Here is a 15,244-nt window from a genome sequence, read left to right as displayed (position 1 = left end):
GTGAAATTGGGCGAACCGACGCTGGACCAGCTGCGGATCTTTCTCGCGGTGGAGGAGGAAGGCAGTTTCGGCGCGGCAGCAAAGCGCATGGGGCGCGCGATTTCGGCGATCAGCTACGGCATTTCGCAGATGGAAGCGCAGCTCGGCGTGACTTTATTCGAGCGTGAAGGATCGCGCCGTCCAGTGCTGACCGATGCGGGGCGCGGCCTGCTGAGCGAGGCGCAGGCCATAACGGACCGCGCCGATGCCCTGCTCGCCAAGACCCGCAGCTTGCACGCCGGGCTGGAAAGCGATCTTGCCCTCGTGGTCGATGTCATGGTGCCCGGCGATGTCATCGCCCGTGTGCTGCGCGATTTCCGCACCATGTTCCCCACGGTCGGGTTGCGGTTGCAGATCGAAGGGCTGGGGGCGGTGGCTGCCTGCCTGATGGAAAAGGAATCGCAGCTTGCCATTGGCGGCCCGGTGATTGCCGATCATCCCGATTTTGAGCGACAGGCGATTGGGACGGTTGACCTCCTACCCGTCGCGGCGCCCGGCCATGCGCTCGACCGACCCGATGTGAAGCCCGGACAAAGCCGCGAGCATCTTCAATTGGTCCTCACTGACCGCTCTCGCCTCACACAGGGACGGGAGTTCTCCGTTCTCAGTCCTCTCGCATGGCGGCTTGGCGATCTGAGCGCCAAGCATGCGCTGCTGAAAGAAGGCATTGGCTGGGGCAATATGCCGCGCCCGCTAGTGGCGGAAGATATTGCGGCGGGCCGACTTGTCGTTCTCGACTTGCCGGAAAAGCCCGGCGCCAATTACACTTTCAGCGCGCTGTGGCGACGCGACGACAAACCCGGCCCCTCAGCCAGCTGGATGATCGACGCATTTCGGGACGCGCTCGCCTAGCAGCTAAACATTGAGCGCAAATGCGGAGGCAAAGCCTCCGCAAGCGCAACCGCCCGCCCGCAGCAGCCCTGCAGCGAAGCGGAAGGAATAGCTGCGAGGATGCTCGCCCAGATGGGCGAGCGCAAAACCAAAAATTAAAAGATGGTGCGGTCGAGAAGACTCGAACTTCCACGGCCTTTCGGCCACAACGACCTCAACGTTGCGCGTCTACCAGTTCCGCCACGACCGCACATCAATGAAGGAAGGACCGCATACCGGCCCGCCTTGGTAGGAGCGCGCCCCTAGCAAAAGGGTTTCGGGCCTGCAAGCACTCTATTAGCCCCTTACGAAAGCGGGCGCAGGCTTACTCGGGCTTCCACCCGATTTGCACATTGCGCGCCGCGCGCGGAACGTCCGTCACAGCCTCGTTCACCACTACGGTTTCGCCCGGCGCGAGCGTGCGCTGCGGCGGCGCGACGACCCATTCATACACCTTGCGATCGCGCGAATCGCGCAGCACGATCAGGATCGACGGGATATCGCGCGTGGTCGTGCCGATATTGGTGATGGTGCCGCTGGCGCCGAAATATTCGGTGCCATTAGGCAGCGTGCGCCGCTCCCACTGCTCGGGTGGGAAATCGAGCTGCAGATCGGCATCGGCCGCAGCGAAAGTCGGGCGGTCGACTGGCACCCAGTCGGGCAGCCCCCAATAAGAAACAGCGAAGATCGTTGCCGCTGCCAAAAGGGCAAAGATGCCTGCAGCCCACGTCCAAAGCTTCAGCGGATTGCGACGGGGGCGGAAAGGCGGCTCGTGATCGAAATGCGATGGCTCATCATCACCGTAACTGTCTGAGACAGGCGGAGTGGGCACTTCGTCGGGCACGGCTGGCGATGCCGGGGACGGAGGCGGCTCCGGCAATGGAGGCTCGTGATCCTCGACCCGCGCGGTTTGCGGCTCCTCGACCGGTTCCGGAGGCGCTGTTTGCGGCTCTTCAGCAGGCGCTGAAGGAGGGGGCGGCGGAGCAGCGGCGGAAGCGGCCTGCTCCGGCACGTCGATCACCGGCCCTTCCTGGAACCAGCTGTGGCGGCATTTCGCGCAGCGCACAGTGCGCCCTTCAACGCCGATGGCTGTATCGGGAACGACATATTTCGTTGAACAGGCAGGGCATTGAATGATCATGGGCCGACACAATGCCTACGCCCGCCATGGCCATGCAACAAGATTAACAGCGCCCGTCGGTGCCCCGAATGCGGCCTTTTCCACAAGGAGCAGCACGAATTTCCGCATCCAGCGCCGCAAACGCCCTTTCCGTCCCCTGCGCAAAGCCTTAGCAAAGCCGAATGAGTGCCGCTGACAGCTCCATTGTCCAGTTTGCCAATGTTGGCCTGCGCTACGGCACCGATCGCGAAGTGCTGAGCGATATCTCCTTCACGCTCTATCCCGGCAGCTTCTATTTTCTCACCGGTGCCAGCGGCGCGGGCAAGACCAGCATGCTGAAGCTATTATATCTCGCACAGCGCCCATCGCGCGGGATGATTTCGATGTTCGGCAGCGATGTCATCACTCTGCCGCGCGGTGACCTTCCCGATTATCGCCGACGGATCGGCGTGGTTTTTCAGGACTTCCGGCTCGTCCCTCATCTTTCTGCCTTCGACAATGTCGCGCTGCCATTGCGGATCAGCGGCATGTCCGAAAACCAGATCCAGAAGCCTGTCGCCGATATGCTCGAATGGGTGGGCCTGACGCACCGCATGGACGCGCGGCCGGAAACGCTTTCCGGGGGAGAGCAACAGCGTGTCGCCATCGCGCGTGCGGTTATCGCCCGTCCCGAAATTTTAGTGGCCGATGAGCCGACCGGCAACGTCGATCCTGAAATGGCAGTCAAATTGCTGCGCCTTTTCGAAGCGCTGAATCGGCTCGGCACAACCGTGGTGGTCGCAACGCACGATGTGCATCTGCTGCGCAAAGTGCCGGACTCGCTGATCATGCGGCTCGACAAGGGGCGTTTGTCCGACCCGACGGGCGCACTGCGCTATCCGCCCAAAAGAGAGATGAGCGGCAAGTGAGTTCGCCTTCCCCCATCCGCCGCGGCGCACCGCGATTTGGCGATTCCGCGCGCATCCTGCAGCAGGCGCGGATCGCTGGCCCCATGCCATGGGTGATCGCCATCATGATCGCACTGACAGTGATGGCGGCATCTGCGGGCCTCGCTCTCAAGAACGTCGCGGATAATGCGCGTGACGAAATCGCCGGGGGGATTACCGTGCAGATCGTGGAAGCCGCGCCGGCAGAGCGTGATCGGCAAGCTGAACGCACCGTTTCGTATTTCTCCAATCGCGACGATGTTTCCAGCGTACGCCGCGTGCCCGACAATGAACTTGAGGCACTGCTCGAGCCCTGGCTCGGCGAGTTGGGCGATAGCGCGGAGGACGGCGTGCCGATTCCCGCAATGGTCGATGTGCGGCTGTCCGGCCCGGTCACAGCAGCGCGGCTTCGCGACATGCGCAGCGAATTGCTCGCGCAAGCACCTTCGGCGCGTGTTGATGCACAGGCGAACTGGCTCGGCCCAGTGTTCGATGCCATTCGCTCGCTGCAGATCCTCGCCCTCGGCCTCGTGATCCTGCTCGCGATCACCAGTGCAGCGGCTGTCTGGCTGGCAGCGCGCAGCGCGCTGGGAGCCAATCGCGATACGATCGAAGTCATACACCACCTTGGCGGGACGGATGGGCAAATTGCGGCTATCTTTCAGCGCTCCATCGCATGGGACGCAGCGATTGGCGGCGCGGCGGGATTGCTCCTCGGCTTGACAGCGGTCTTCATCCTCGGCCAGCAATTTGCCGCGCTGGGATCGGGGCTGGTCGCCGGAGGGGGGCTTGGCCCCGTGGACTGGATCACTATAGGGGCGATTCCGATCATCGGGATCATCCTCGCCGCCATTACGGCGCGGTTCACGGTGATCACCGCATTGAGGCGCATGTTGTGATAAAGCCAAATTGCCAAGCCCAAGGATTGAAAGTTCGGCCATGATCCGCCGCATCATCGCAATTCCGCTCATCATCTGGGCGCTGGGCTTTGTCCTGTTTGTCATCACTTTGCCGCAGCCGGTGCCGCTTGCGCATAGCGATGCTGTGGTCGTCCCCACTGGCAGCGGTGGCCGGATCGAGCGCGGGCTGGAAATCCTGCAGCAGGGGGGCGCAGAGCAGATGCTGGTGACCGGCGTCGATGTCGCCGTGCAACCGGGCGAATTCCAGGTGCAATATGATGTGCCGAACAGGCTGATGGATTGCTGCGTGGCGCTGGGCTTCTCCGCTCTCGATACGCGCGGCAATGCGGTTGAGACGGCGGAATGGATGCAGCAGCAGGGCTACACGTCCATGCGCTTGGTGACGGCCGACTGGCACATGCGCCGCGCGGCGGCTGAGTTGGAAGCGCAGCTGCCAAGCAATATCTCCATCACCCGCGATGCCGTGCGATCAGAGCCGAGCCTCTGGACCCTGTTTCTTGAATTTCACAAATTCATCGCCGCGTGGCTGCTGATGGTGTTGGGATAGCTTATCGCGATGATCCTGCTGCGCAATCTTGCCTTTTATCTGGTTTTCTATCCGGGATCATTCCTGATTTCGATGGCGGCGGCAGCAGCCAGCTATTTGCGGCCATCGCTCGTGCGGCCGCTATGCGATAAATGGTCTGACCTGCATCACTGGAGCTGCACGCGCCTGCTCGGCCTCACCATCCGCGAAACCGGATCGCGGCCAGAAGGTCCCGCGCTTTACGCCATCAAGCATGAGAGCTTTTATGAAGCGATTGCGATGGCGCATATGTTCGAGAACCCAGCCGGCGTTGCCAAGCAGGAGCTGTTCGACTTGCCCTTTTGGGGCCGTGCAGGGATTGCCTACGGCCTCATCCCCGTCGCGCGGGAGCAAGGCGCGGTGGCGCTGCGGCAATTGATGCGGGCAGGTAAACAGGCCGTGGCGCAAGGCCGGCCCATCGTGATCTTTCCCGAGGGCACACGCGTGCCGCATGGGGACCATCGCGAGCTGCGCCCGGGCTTTGCTGGCCTCTACAAGCTGTTCAAATTGCCCGTGGTGCCTGTCGCAGTCGATAGCGGGCCGATCTATCGCAACCTGCTCAAACCAAAGGGCACGATCACCTGGCATTTTGGGGAGCCGATCGAGCCGGGCCTTCCGCGCGATGAAGTCGAACGCCGCGTGCATGAAGGCATCAATGCGCTGAATGCGCCCGCCCTCGAAAAGGCCGCGACGGACTAGCTTTCGATCAGCGCGATTATCTCCTGCGCCCAGCGCCGCGCATCCTCGCGCTCGCCAATATCGGCGACGAATTCCTGACCCCGCGCGACGCTTTGCAAGCGGCCCTCGCCGAGCCAGCGGTCTTGTCGCGCATGATAGGACAGGCCGGTTTCCTCCAGCCACGCCGGAATGCGCCAGATGCTCGGGTTCTCGCCTTGCGCCGTCAATTGCAGCGCGTCATCGGCAGGGGCGGCAGCGGACCCACGCCCGCAATAAATCGCATCATTGCTCGCATGCATGCCCAGCGCATGCGGATGATCGAGTGCGGCAAATTCCGCCCGCTCAGCCTCGCTGCATTGCGCCAGATGGACAACACGCTCGACCTGAAGATAGCCGAAGATGCGATGATGCGGCGCACCGCCATCTTCGCAAAACAGGCCGAAGAAGAGGAACACATCCCCCTCCCCCACCCCGTGATTGGCGAGATGCGTTTGCGCTGCGCTGCACTGGCCAAGGAGCGCCTGCCCATCGTCGCAGAACATCGGATCATTGTGGCAGCGGTGGCGGCCGGAAAGCTTGCCCCGGCTCGCGCGCCTAGCATGCCCGCCCAGGCCCAGATTGCCGTAAGTTATGCGCGAAATGCCCATCGTATCGGGGATCGGCAGGCTCAGTGCGCGACCATTCACGATGGGCGATGGCCCGCCACCCGACGCGCTATCGAAGCCTTTGCGACTAAAGATAATTTTCATCCGGGCCCCCTTAACGCAGGGCGCGCGGACATGCACCTGTTCGACTTCGCTTGATTGCACCCGAAGCCGTATGCGATGGGGCGCAGCATATGACGATTGATCGACTCGCTCTCCGCCAAGCCTATCGCATGGAAGAGGAGGCCTGCATCGCCGAGCGGCTGGAACAGGCCGCCCCTGTGTCCGCCGTGCATGACGAAGCCAATGCGCTCGCCACACAGCTGATCGAAGGCGCCCGTGCGCGCACCAGCAAAGGCATGGATGCCTTTATGGCGACGTACGGTCTGAACACTGATGAAGGCATTGCGCTGATGTGCCTGGCGGAGGCGCTTCTGCGCATTCCCGATCAGGAAACCGCAGATGCGCTGATCAAGGACAAGCTCGCCAATGTCGATTGGGCCGAACATCTGGGCGAGAGCCGTTCGGTCTTCGTCAATGCCGCCACCTTTTCGCTGATGCTGACGGGCGAAGTCCTGCGCGGCAGCGACAAGCGTGAGACAGGCCTCGCCAACACGCTGCGCCGCACGACGGGGCGGCTGGGTGAGCCGGTGATCCGGCAGGCTGTGCAGCAGGCGATGCGGATCCTTGGTGGCCAGTTCGTCTACGCCCGCACGATTGACGAGGCGATGAAACGCGCCGCGCCGGAGCGCAAAAAGCACCTGACGCACAGCTTCGACATGTTGGGCGAAGCGGCGATGACGATGGCCGATGCCGAGCGTTATCGGCAGGCCTATTCCCGCGCGATCGAGCGCCTCTCCCAAGAGGAAGGCGGCGTGCATGGCGGGCCGGGTATTTCGGTCAAGCTGTCCGCGCTTTATCCCAAATACGATTTCCTTCATGCGGATGCCGCGCGCGAGCACATCGTGCCCGTGCTGCGTGACCTGGCGGAGCAGGCGCGTGAGGCGGATATCCACTTTACTGTCGATGCGGAGGAAGCCGAGCGGCTCGAACTCAGCATGGATATCATCGAAGCGCTGGCCGAAGACGACACGCTTTTCACCAAGGCCGATGGCACACCGTGGGACGGCTTCGGCCTCGCCATCCAGGGCTATCAAAAGCGCGGTGTGCCGCTATGCCGATGGGCCGCGCGGCTGGCGCGCAAGCACGATCGCAAATTTTTCGTGCGGCTCGTGAAAGGCGCCTATTGGGACGCGGAAATCAAGCTGAGCCAAGTGGGCGGGCATGAAGATTATCCCGTCTTCACCCGCAAGATCGCGACCGATGTGTCCTATCTCGCCTGCGCCAAGGAATTGCTCGCGGCAGACGATGCGATCTACCCGGCCTTTGCCACGCATAACGCCTACACCATCGGGGCGATCAAAGCCTTGGCTGGCAGCACACCTTTTGAATTCCAGCGCCTGCACGGCATGGGCGAAGAGGTCTATGATACGCTTGCCAAGATCGAGCACAATGCGCCAACCCGCGTGCGTATTTATGCACCTGTCGGCGGGCACAAGGAATTACTCGCCTATCTCGTGCGCCGCCTGCTGGAAAACGGTGCGAACTCGTCCTTCGTCAATCGCATGGCCGATGCCGATGTGCCGATAGAGGAAATGACCGGCGATCCGGTGGCCGAACTTTCGGAAATGAACCCACGGCGCAATCCCAGCATTCCGCTGCCCGCGCATATCTATCCCAACCGCCGTAACTCGATGGGCGTCGACCTTGCCGATCCGTTGGTGCTCGCGCCGTTGCGCGAGGAGCTGGAGGAATGGTCACACGATGATCCGCTCGCCCGCCCGACATTACGCGCCCAGCGCGGCGGCAAGATGCATCCTGTTTGCTCGCCCTTCTCGGGCAAGGAAGTGGGCGGATGGGTCTCCGCGACGGACAAGGATATCGACCTCGCTATCGCCCGCGCTGTGGCTGCCCAGCCCATGTGGGATGCGCGCGGAGGCGAAGGGCGCGCCCAATTGCTGATCAAGGCGGCAGACCTGCTCGAAGACAATATGGCGCGCCTGCTGGACCTGTGTCAGCGCGAGGCCGGAAAATCGCTGCCCGATGCCGTGCTCGAAGTCCGCGAGGCTGTCGATTTTCTGCGCTATTATGCGTGCGAGGCGCGCATGCTGTTCGGTGCACCGCAGCCGCTGCCCGGGCCTACGGGCGAGACGAACCTGCTTCGTCTGCATGGCCGCGGCGTATTCGCCTGTATCAGCCCGTGGAATTTCCCGCTCGCCATCTTTATGGGGCCAGCCGCAGCCGCGCTCGCCGCGGGCAATTGCGTGCTTGCCAAGCCAGCCGAGCAAACCCCTCTTATCGCTGCCTTGGCGATAGACCTGTGCCACGAAGCGGGCATTCCGAAAGACGTGCTGCAATTCGTGCCCGGAGACGGCAAGGTGGGCGCGGCGATCACATCAGACCCGCGTATAGCAGGCGTCGCCTTCACCGGCTCAACAGGCACGGCGCACGCTATCAACCGCACACTCGCCCAACGCGATGGATTGATCGGCACGCTGATTGCGGAGACAGGCGGCCAGAACGCGATGATCGTCGATTCCTCCGCTCTGCCAGAACAGGTGACACGCGATGTGATTGCCAGTGCATTCCAGAGCGCCGGCCAGCGTTGTTCGGCGCTGCGCGTATTGTTCCTGCAATCCGATATTGCCGATACCATGCTGGAAATGATGAAGGGCGCATTCGATGCGATGGTGGTGGGCGATCCCAAAGACCTGGCCACAGATGTCGGCCCGGTGATCGATCAGGAAGCCAAGGACAAGCTGGAAGCCCACGTCGCCGAGATGGCTGAAGAAGGCTTCCCGGTGACGCGCCTGCCGTTGCCGGTCAATTGCAAGGACGGCCATTTTGTCGCGCCGACTATCATCGAAATCAGCTCGATCCTCGATCTGGATGAAGAGCATTTCGGCCCGATCCTGCACGTCGTGCGCTACCCCGTCGGAAAGCTGCGGCAGGTCATCGATAACATCAATGCGACCGGATACGGCCTCACCATGGGCCTGCACAGCCGGATCGAAGAAACGCGCAAATTCGTGGAAGCCCACGCCAAAGTCGGCAATTTCTACGTCAACCGCAACCAGATCGGCGCCGTGGTCGGCAGCCAGCCCTTTGGCGGCGAAGGCCTGTCAGGCACCGGCCCGAAGGCTGGCGGCCCGCATTATGTGACACGCTTCGCCACCGAGCGGGTGACGACGATCGATACGACAGCAGCCGGAGGCAATGCGAGTTTGCTGGCCGGGGGCTAATCAGCGCGTTGCGTAACCGCTGATCAAAGCAAACCGTTCATTCAGGCCATCGAAATTCTGGTCCTGGTTGGCGTAGATTACGAAGCCGGCCTCACGTCCTTGCGGCCCATAAAAGCCGCCACTGATGAAATATTCCGGCGCTCCACCGAAGTTGACAATGCCTTCGAAGCCAGCGCGATCATCCCTGCTAAGATCGATTGACGCTTCCCCTGTAAGCGGGCCAATCGTTGTGCGTGCACCGCCGGCTGCCTCGATAGTGAAAGTCAGGCTGATGCTGATAATGCCTGTCTCGGTATTGCCTTCGAACGTGCCAGAGGACTCCACGATTTGCGAAATGAATGCCGAGCCACCAGCCGGGTTCTCATCGAAAATCGCGCCCACGAATTCGACATCGTTGTATGTGACCGTCGTTGCGCTAGGAATGTCTTCAGGATCGGTTGGCACGCCAAGTGTGCAGATTGCCGTTTGCACACCGCCTCCCGCCAGTGGCAGGCGGAAAAAGACATTGCGGCCATACTCGGCAAAGCCACCACTGCTGACAGGCGGTACATTCACTACGTAGCGCGTCGGGATCGGTGTTTCCGTGCCTTCGTATTCCAAGCGTTCAGGCGTATCGAGCACCAGCTCGCTCGGCCCGACCGAAGCGAAGTTACCGCCATTGATTTCGGAGATGGTCCACACCCCGGCATCAGCGTCCAAATCGATTACGCCGGGGCCGGAAAAAGGCACGAAACCGTCCGCAAAAGGCACTCCGTTGCCCCGCACGCCATAGGCGAAACAGGCTGTACCGAAGTCCTGAACACCGGTCAGGTTGGAAAATTCCGAATAGGTGAAAGTCGGTGTGGGAGTAGGCGTTGGCGTGGGCGTCGGCGTGGGCGTTGCCCCGCCCGTGGCAGTCGGCGTCGGGCTCGATCCGCCGCCTCCACATGAAACGACCAACATACCCGCCACGACGACAGTGCTCAAACGACCCCAGTTTTGCACGCGACCCATTCCCTCAGTGGTGACCCTTGGACTTTCATACAGGCATTCGGTTTGAGTTGTCTTGCACTCGAGCGACATTTTTCCACCGCGCCGATACCGAAATGCAAGCCGACCGCTTGCCAGCGCCCTCGCCTTCGGGAATCCCTGTCGGCATGGCAATTCTCTCAGACAAGTGGATTCGGGAACAGGCGACACAGCGCGGCATGATCGAGCCGTTCGTCGAAGCGCAGCGGCGTGACGGCTGCATTTCCTATGGCGTCAGCTCCTTCGGCTATGACGCGCGGGTGGCGGATGAGTTCAAGATCTTCACCAACGTCGATAGCGCGGTGGTGGACCCGAAGAATTTCGACGGCAATTCTCTAGTCGACCGGCAAACCGATGTCTGCATCATCCCGCCCAACAGCTTTGCTCTCGCGCGCACGGTCGAATATTTCCGCATCCCCGACGATGTGCTGGTGATTTGCCTGGGCAAGAGCACCTATGCGCGGTGCGGCATCATCGTGAATGTCACCCCGCTGGAGCCGGGCTGGGAAGGCCATGTGACATTGGAGTTCTCCAACACCACGCCGCTGCCTGCCAAAATCTACGCCAATGAAGGCGCGTGCCAGTTCCTGTTCCTTCAGGGTAATGAACGGCCCGAAGTGACCTATGCTGACAGGGCGGGCAAATATATGGGCCAGCGCGGGGTTACGTTGCCGAGGTTGTGAACCCGGGAATATTTGTCTCATGAAACTGCATCCGCAGGTTCGTCCTCGCTAGACGCGCTCCGCTCCGCTACGCGCCCGCTGCGGGCGGCCGTTCGGCCTTGCCCACGGCTGGTCGCCGAGCGTGCTCCGCGATACCGACCGAATGGAGCGTTGGTCTCGCTGGCCGAAGGTCAGCGACCGAGCGCACGGCGCGACCCGCAGGTGCCGCGCAGGCGGACGAAGCCCGCCGGAGCGAATAGCACCGAGGACGATCGCCCGGATGGGCGATCATGAAACAAACAAACCAAGGATGCCCGCCCGGATGGGCGGGCGTAACCCTTAAAAATTCACCCGCGCGGTCACACGGAAGTTGCGGCCCGCGAGCGGCACGAATTCCTTCGTAAAGCTGGTGTGGCGGCGGCCTTCTTCGTCGAAGATATTGTCCGCCTGCAGCAGCAGCACCAGTCGGTCGGTGCGGAAGGGGTGAATAGATGCCGACAGGTTCACATGGGTGAAGCCTTCGGTTTCTTCCTCGAATGCAGCCACATCGGTCTGGTCGCCATAATATTCGACTTCAGCGCGCAGGTCGAACAGGTTCGACTGCCACTCAAGCGCACCGAGAAGTTCAAGCGGCGGAATGCGAGGCAGCGCAGAGCCGTCATTCAGCTCCGCTTCGATATATCCAAGGCCCGCATCGGCGATCAGGCGACCGCCGCCAATTTCGAACAGTTCGGCAGAAGCTTCAATTTCGAAACCGAAGAAATCGGCGTCCTCCTGCGCAAACATGAACACCGGAAGCTCATCTTCCTCGGCACCTGTTTCCATGAGATAGATGAAGTCATCGAACCAGTTGTTGTAAACGCTGGCGCGCAGTTGCACGGGGCCGATGCTCGCATCGACATAGCCCTCGATGCCCCAAGCGGACTCGACATCGAGATCAGGGTCGCCGATTTCGAAATTCTGCGTGGCGAGGTGTGGGCCGTCTGCAAACAATTCCGTACCCGATGGCGCGCGTTCAGTCCGCGTCAGGTTTGCACCGACGCGCAGACCCGAAGGCGTATTGTAAGACAGGCCGAGTGCGCCGGAGAACGTATCGAAGTCACGCTCGATGCCGAGCAGGAAAGCATCCTGGTTGGTGCTTTCATATCGCGCGCCGGCTTCCACCTCGAAGCCGCCGAAGAAGAATTCCTGCAGGGTAAACACCGAGAACTGGTCGGTCTCATGCGGCGGAATGAAAGCTTCGGCACCCACAGCTGCAAAGTCGCGAATATAGAACTGGGCGCCTGTCACACCGCGCCAATTGTCACTCGGAGCCTGCACAAGCTCGATGCGGCCTTCCGTACCGCGCACGTCGAACACCGTGCCGGTTTCCTCGCCTTCAAGCTCTGTATGCGTGTAGGTCGAATGTCCGATGCGGAGGACCAGCTCTTCGAAGAAGCCACCGAGTTCGACGCCAGCTTCGAAGTCGAAGCGAACCTGCTCGAGGTCGATCGAGACGATCTCTTGCTCTTCGCCTTCTTCCTCGCCGTGATCTTCGTCATGGTCGTCGTCATCGCCATGCTCTTCTTCGCCATGATGAGCGTGGCCGCCGGGGCCGGACGGAATGCCGTAGAAGGTGTCGTAATAGCTTGCGGAGGCTGCTACGCGGAAGCCTTCGCCCACATATCCGGCACCTACGGCGAAGGAATAGGTTTCGGTTGCACTGTTGGGCACGAAGCCCGTGACATTGGCCTGTTCGCGAAGCTCTTCGGCTTCTTCGAATTCCATTTCTTCCTCTTCCTCAGCCGCATCGGCGAGAAGATCGGCGCGCAGGTCATCGGTCAGCTGGAAGCCTGGGATCTCGAAATCATCGGTCTCGCGGTAGCTTCCGCTGAGGTGAAGCACGAAATCGCCGCCGAGGCCGATATCGACCGCTGCGCCAGCTTCGCGCAATTCGTAAGCGGTATCGCCCGAGACGAAAGCGCTGAGCTCGTATCCGTCTTCGGGCAGCTCGGTCGGCAAGCGGCTGTCATTGACGTTGACGACGCCGCCGATGGCCGACGAACCGTAAAGCAGCGTTGCAGGTCCACGCAGAATTTCAATGCTGCGGGCCGTCAGCGGATCGATCGAAACGGCGTGGTCGACCGATGCAGCAGAGGCATCGATGCTGCCGATGCCATTCGTCAACACACGCACGCGCTCACCTTCGAGACCGCGAAGGATCGGGCGCGATGCGCCGGGGGCAAAGCCCGTCGTCGCGACCCCAGGAACAGTATCGATAATTTCGCCTATCTGGCCGGAGCGATTGCGAAGCAAATCTTCCCCCGACACGACGGACTGACCCGCCAGGATGCTGAGATCATCAAGGCCATCCACCTGCACGATGATGCGATCCTGATGAATCGTGTCTTCATCGGCATCTTGCTGCGAAGTGTCTTGCGCAAAAGCGCTCAAGGGCATGGCGGCGGTAGCGAGAAGGCTGAAAGCAAATTTTTTCATGAGAGACGACACGGTCCTGAATACGTTACGTTGTATCATTTCTCACTGAGGATTGCGTCCTTCTCAGTCAAGGTTGAACCAGCACAGTTCGACAAACTGCGGTTTTCTTACGATCAGAGTGTCGCAAATTAGCCACGCTTTGCGCGGTCTAGTCGCTCTCGCGCCCGGTCTTCGCCGATAAGCGGCAGCAACTCGCCCATATCGGGGCCGTGATCCATTCCCGTCAGTGCCTGGCGCAACGGCAGGAACAGCGCCTTGCCTTTGCGGCCTGTGGTCTCTTTCAGCGTGGAGATCAGATCCTGCCATGGCGTGTCGGACCAACTCAACGCCTTTTCCGCCTGCGCCAGATATTCGCGCGTCTCTTCATCGAATTCGCGGGCATCGATCGGCCCGGTGACCAATCGCCACCATTCCGATGCCTCTGCCACGGTCGAGAGATTAGGCCGAATGGCATGCCATCCGTCTTCGTCGATGCCTTTTGGCAGGCGTGGTTCAGCATCGGCATAAGGCATGACGTGAACAATAGCGGTGTTCACCCGCTCCAGCTCGGCATCGTCGAATTTCGCTGGCGCACGCCCGAAAGTCGATAGATCGAAAGTGTCGAGCAACAGATGGCGATCGGCAATAGGTTCGACGGGTTGCGATGTGCCGAGACGCGCGAGCATGGCAATCAACGCTTCGGGCTCGATCCCTTTCTCCCGCATGGCATCGCAACCGAGCGAACCAAGACGCTTCGACAATTTGCCTTCCTTGCCCACCAGGAGCGCCTCGTGTGCGAAACGCGGTGGCTCGCTACCGAGCGCGGTGAACATCTGGATTTGCACGGCGGTGTTGGACACATGATCTTCGCCGCGAAGAACATCGGTAATACCCATATCGATGTCATCGACTGCGCTCGGCAGCATATAGAGCCAAGAGCCGTCCGCACGCCGGATCACCGGATCGGAGAGCTGCGCCGGATCGAATTTCTGCGCGCCCCGCACGCCGTCATCCCATGTGATGGGCTCGTCATGATCGAGCTTGAAACGCCAATGCGGCGCTATGCCGTCCGCTTCCTTCGCAACGCGATCCCCTTCAGAAAGCTGCAGCGCACCGCGATCATAGATAGGTGGCAGGCCACGCCCGAGCTGTATTTTGCGCTTGAGCTCAAGCTCCTGGTGCGTTTCATATGCAGGATAGACGCGGCCACTCGCTTTCAGCTTTTCAAAGGCGGCATCGTAAAGCGCTAATCGCTCCGACTGCCGCTCTTCTGCATCGGGGGTCAGGCCCAGCCAATCGAGATCGGCACGGATCGCATCGACAAATCGCTCTTCACTGCGCTCCGCATCGGTATCGTCGATCCGCAGCACAAAGCGCCCACTCGTTTTGCGCGCCAGCATCCAATTATGGAGCGCGGTGCGGATATTGCCGACATGAAGGCGGCCTGTCGGCGAGGGGGCGAAGCGAGTGATCGTTGTCATAGCCGCGCCCTTAGCGCACGGCGCAGAAGAGCGCTACATGACTTGCAGACGGATTGAGAGGCTAAAGCGTCTCCATTACCATTAGCGCTTCGGCGAACAGGCCTTCGCGCTGTGCGGCCGGGATGAAGCCGTCGAGCACTTTGTCGAATGCTCGGTGATCGCCATCGCTGGCAGCTTGGGCCATTCCAGCAATGATTGTCTCGTCAGGGCTCAGCTCTGCACAGCAGGGGCGATGGACGTGAACCGCTTCGGGCCAGAGCGCACCGCAGCGATCAAGCAGGGCCAGCATGTTCTTGGCTGCACCGACATCATTCAACCGTTTGGTCAGTTCCGCCATCGGATCATGACCTGATTTACTGCAAAGCGCGACAAGCCGCAGCGCCATCACTGTCTTCGCCGCATCGATCCCGTAATCGCCGATGCGCGGCATACGCGAAAGCTTGGCGACGAGATTTGCGACTGCCACCTGTGCAGTGGTCGGGCTCGATTTGCGGATGTGGGACATGCATGGACCTCTTTTGCGATTGATTCGCAACAGATCTAGCAGGTGATTTGCCAATTACAATGCGAAT

The 15,244-nt window shown here is 61.1% G+C and carries 13 protein-coding genes and 1 tRNA gene; 7 read left to right on the top strand and 7 right to left on the bottom strand.

Translation table 11 applies throughout. From position 1 onward, the window contains the following. On the top strand, window positions 1–891 hold the full coding sequence (locus I5L03_RS03585) for a LysR family transcriptional regulator (protein ID WP_197920306.1): 891 nt from the start codon (window positions 1–3) through the stop codon (window positions 889–891). Window positions 892–1,033: 142 nt separating this feature from the next. Here I5L03_RS03585 and I5L03_RS03580 read toward each other — a convergent pair. Continuing rightward, a tRNA-Leu gene (locus I5L03_RS03580) sits at window positions 1,034–1,120 on the bottom strand. A 114-nt stretch (window positions 1,121–1,234) separates the two neighbouring features. Next, on the bottom strand, window positions 1,235–2,050 hold the full coding sequence (locus I5L03_RS03575; RefSeq protein ID WP_197920305.1) for a zinc-ribbon domain-containing protein: 816 nt from the start codon (window positions 2,048–2,050) through the stop codon (window positions 1,235–1,237). Between the two features lie 161 nt (window positions 2,051–2,211). Between I5L03_RS03575 and ftsE the strand changes: the two genes are divergently transcribed. The 4 genes from ftsE to I5L03_RS03555 are packed head-to-tail and all read left to right on the top strand — an operon-like array spanning window position 2,212 to window position 5,139. Further along, window positions 2,212–2,937, top strand: coding sequence for a cell division ATP-binding protein FtsE (gene ftsE / locus I5L03_RS03570; RefSeq protein WP_197920304.1), 726 nt, complete (start codon window positions 2,212–2,214; stop codon window positions 2,935–2,937). Then, window positions 2,934–3,854: a cell division protein FtsX gene (locus tag I5L03_RS03565; RefSeq protein WP_197920303.1), complete on the top strand. Its 921-nt coding sequence runs from the start codon at window positions 2,934–2,936 to the stop codon at window positions 3,852–3,854. The genes ftsE and I5L03_RS03565 overlap by 4 nt, the downstream gene beginning before the upstream one ends. A 40-nt stretch (window positions 3,855–3,894) precedes the next feature. Continuing rightward, window positions 3,895–4,422: a YdcF family protein gene (locus I5L03_RS03560; protein WP_197920302.1), complete on the top strand. Its 528-nt coding sequence runs from the start codon at window positions 3,895–3,897 to the stop codon at window positions 4,420–4,422. A gap of 9 nt (window positions 4,423–4,431) precedes the next feature. Continuing rightward, window positions 4,432–5,139, top strand: coding sequence for a lysophospholipid acyltransferase family protein (locus tag I5L03_RS03555; protein WP_197920301.1), 708 nt, complete (start codon window positions 4,432–4,434; stop codon window positions 5,137–5,139). Here I5L03_RS03555 and I5L03_RS03550 read toward each other — a convergent pair. After that, window positions 5,136–5,867: an Nmad3 family putative nucleotide modification protein gene (locus tag I5L03_RS03550; RefSeq protein WP_197920300.1), complete on the bottom strand. Its 732-nt coding sequence runs from the start codon at window positions 5,865–5,867 to the stop codon at window positions 5,136–5,138. The genes I5L03_RS03555 and I5L03_RS03550 overlap by 4 nt on opposite strands. 89 nt (window positions 5,868–5,956) lie before the next feature. On the opposite strand from I5L03_RS03550, the gene putA reads away from it, so the two are divergent. Further along, the gene (putA, locus tag I5L03_RS03545) at window positions 5,957–9,064 is read left to right on the top strand and encodes a bifunctional proline dehydrogenase/L-glutamate gamma-semialdehyde dehydrogenase PutA (RefSeq protein ID WP_197920299.1); all 3,108 of its coding nucleotides are present in this window, start codon (window positions 5,957–5,959) and stop codon (window positions 9,062–9,064) included. Here the strand turns inward: putA and I5L03_RS03540 are convergent, their stop codons facing one another. Then, window positions 9,065–10,015, bottom strand: a complete 951-nt coding sequence (locus I5L03_RS03540) for a hypothetical protein (protein WP_197920298.1) — start codon at window positions 10,013–10,015, stop codon at window positions 9,065–9,067. Between the two features lie 185 nt (window positions 10,016–10,200). Here I5L03_RS03540 and dcd point away from each other — a divergent pair, with 185 nt between their 5' ends. Then, window positions 10,201–10,755, top strand: a complete 555-nt coding sequence (gene dcd, locus I5L03_RS03535) for a dCTP deaminase (RefSeq protein WP_197920297.1) — start codon at window positions 10,201–10,203, stop codon at window positions 10,753–10,755. Window positions 10,756–11,073: 318 nt separating this feature from the next. On the opposite strand, the gene I5L03_RS03530 is transcribed toward dcd, so the two are convergent. From I5L03_RS03530 to I5L03_RS03520, 3 genes are all read right to left on the bottom strand, one after another. Continuing rightward, window positions 11,074–13,212: a TonB-dependent receptor gene (locus I5L03_RS03530; RefSeq protein ID WP_197920296.1), complete on the bottom strand. Its 2,139-nt coding sequence runs from the start codon at window positions 13,210–13,212 to the stop codon at window positions 11,074–11,076. A gap of 128 nt (window positions 13,213–13,340) precedes the next feature. Continuing rightward, the gene (gene gltX / locus I5L03_RS03525; protein WP_197920295.1) at window positions 13,341–14,672 is read right to left on the bottom strand and encodes a glutamate--tRNA ligase; all 1,332 of its coding nucleotides are present in this window, start codon (window positions 14,670–14,672) and stop codon (window positions 13,341–13,343) included. Between the two features lie 61 nt (window positions 14,673–14,733). Then, window positions 14,734–15,177: a DNA-directed RNA polymerase subunit beta' gene (locus I5L03_RS03520; protein ID WP_197920294.1), complete on the bottom strand. Its 444-nt coding sequence runs from the start codon at window positions 15,175–15,177 to the stop codon at window positions 14,734–14,736. Window positions 15,178–15,244: the final 67 nt, after the last annotated feature.

Origin of the sequence: Aurantiacibacter sediminis (genome assembly GCF_016019885.1) — a bacterium.
Taxonomy (GTDB): Bacteria; Pseudomonadota; Alphaproteobacteria; order Sphingomonadales; family Sphingomonadaceae; genus Alteraurantiacibacter; species Alteraurantiacibacter sediminis.
This window is presented reverse-complemented; position numbering and strand designations above follow the sequence as displayed.

Excerpts from the sequence above, each read along its gene's own strand:
- ftsE (WP_197920304.1), top strand. The coding sequence starts at position 2,212 with ATGAGTGCCGCTGACAGCTCCATTGTCCAGTTTGCCAATGTTGGCCTG.
- I5L03_RS03520 (WP_197920294.1), bottom strand. The coding sequence starts at position 15,177 with ATGTCCCACATCCGCAAATCGAGCCCGACCACTGCACAGGTGGCAGTC.
- I5L03_RS03575 (WP_197920305.1), bottom strand. The coding sequence starts at position 2,050 with ATGATCATTCAATGCCCTGCCTGTTCAACGAAATATGTCGTTCCCGAT.
- I5L03_RS03530 (WP_197920296.1), bottom strand. The coding sequence starts at position 13,212 with ATGAAAAAATTTGCTTTCAGCCTTCTCGCTACCGCCGCCATGCCCTTG.
- gltX (WP_197920295.1), bottom strand. The coding sequence starts at position 14,672 with ATGACAACGATCACTCGCTTCGCCCCCTCGCCGACAGGCCGCCTTCAT.
- dcd (WP_197920297.1), top strand. The coding sequence starts at position 10,201 with ATGGCAATTCTCTCAGACAAGTGGATTCGGGAACAGGCGACACAGCGC.
- I5L03_RS03555 (WP_197920301.1), top strand. The coding sequence starts at position 4,432 with ATGATCCTGCTGCGCAATCTTGCCTTTTATCTGGTTTTCTATCCGGGA.
- I5L03_RS03550 (WP_197920300.1), bottom strand. The coding sequence starts at position 5,867 with ATGAAAATTATCTTTAGTCGCAAAGGCTTCGATAGCGCGTCGGGTGGC.
- putA (WP_197920299.1), top strand. The coding sequence starts at position 5,957 with ATGACGATTGATCGACTCGCTCTCCGCCAAGCCTATCGCATGGAAGAG.
- I5L03_RS03560 (WP_197920302.1), top strand. The coding sequence starts at position 3,895 with ATGATCCGCCGCATCATCGCAATTCCGCTCATCATCTGGGCGCTGGGC.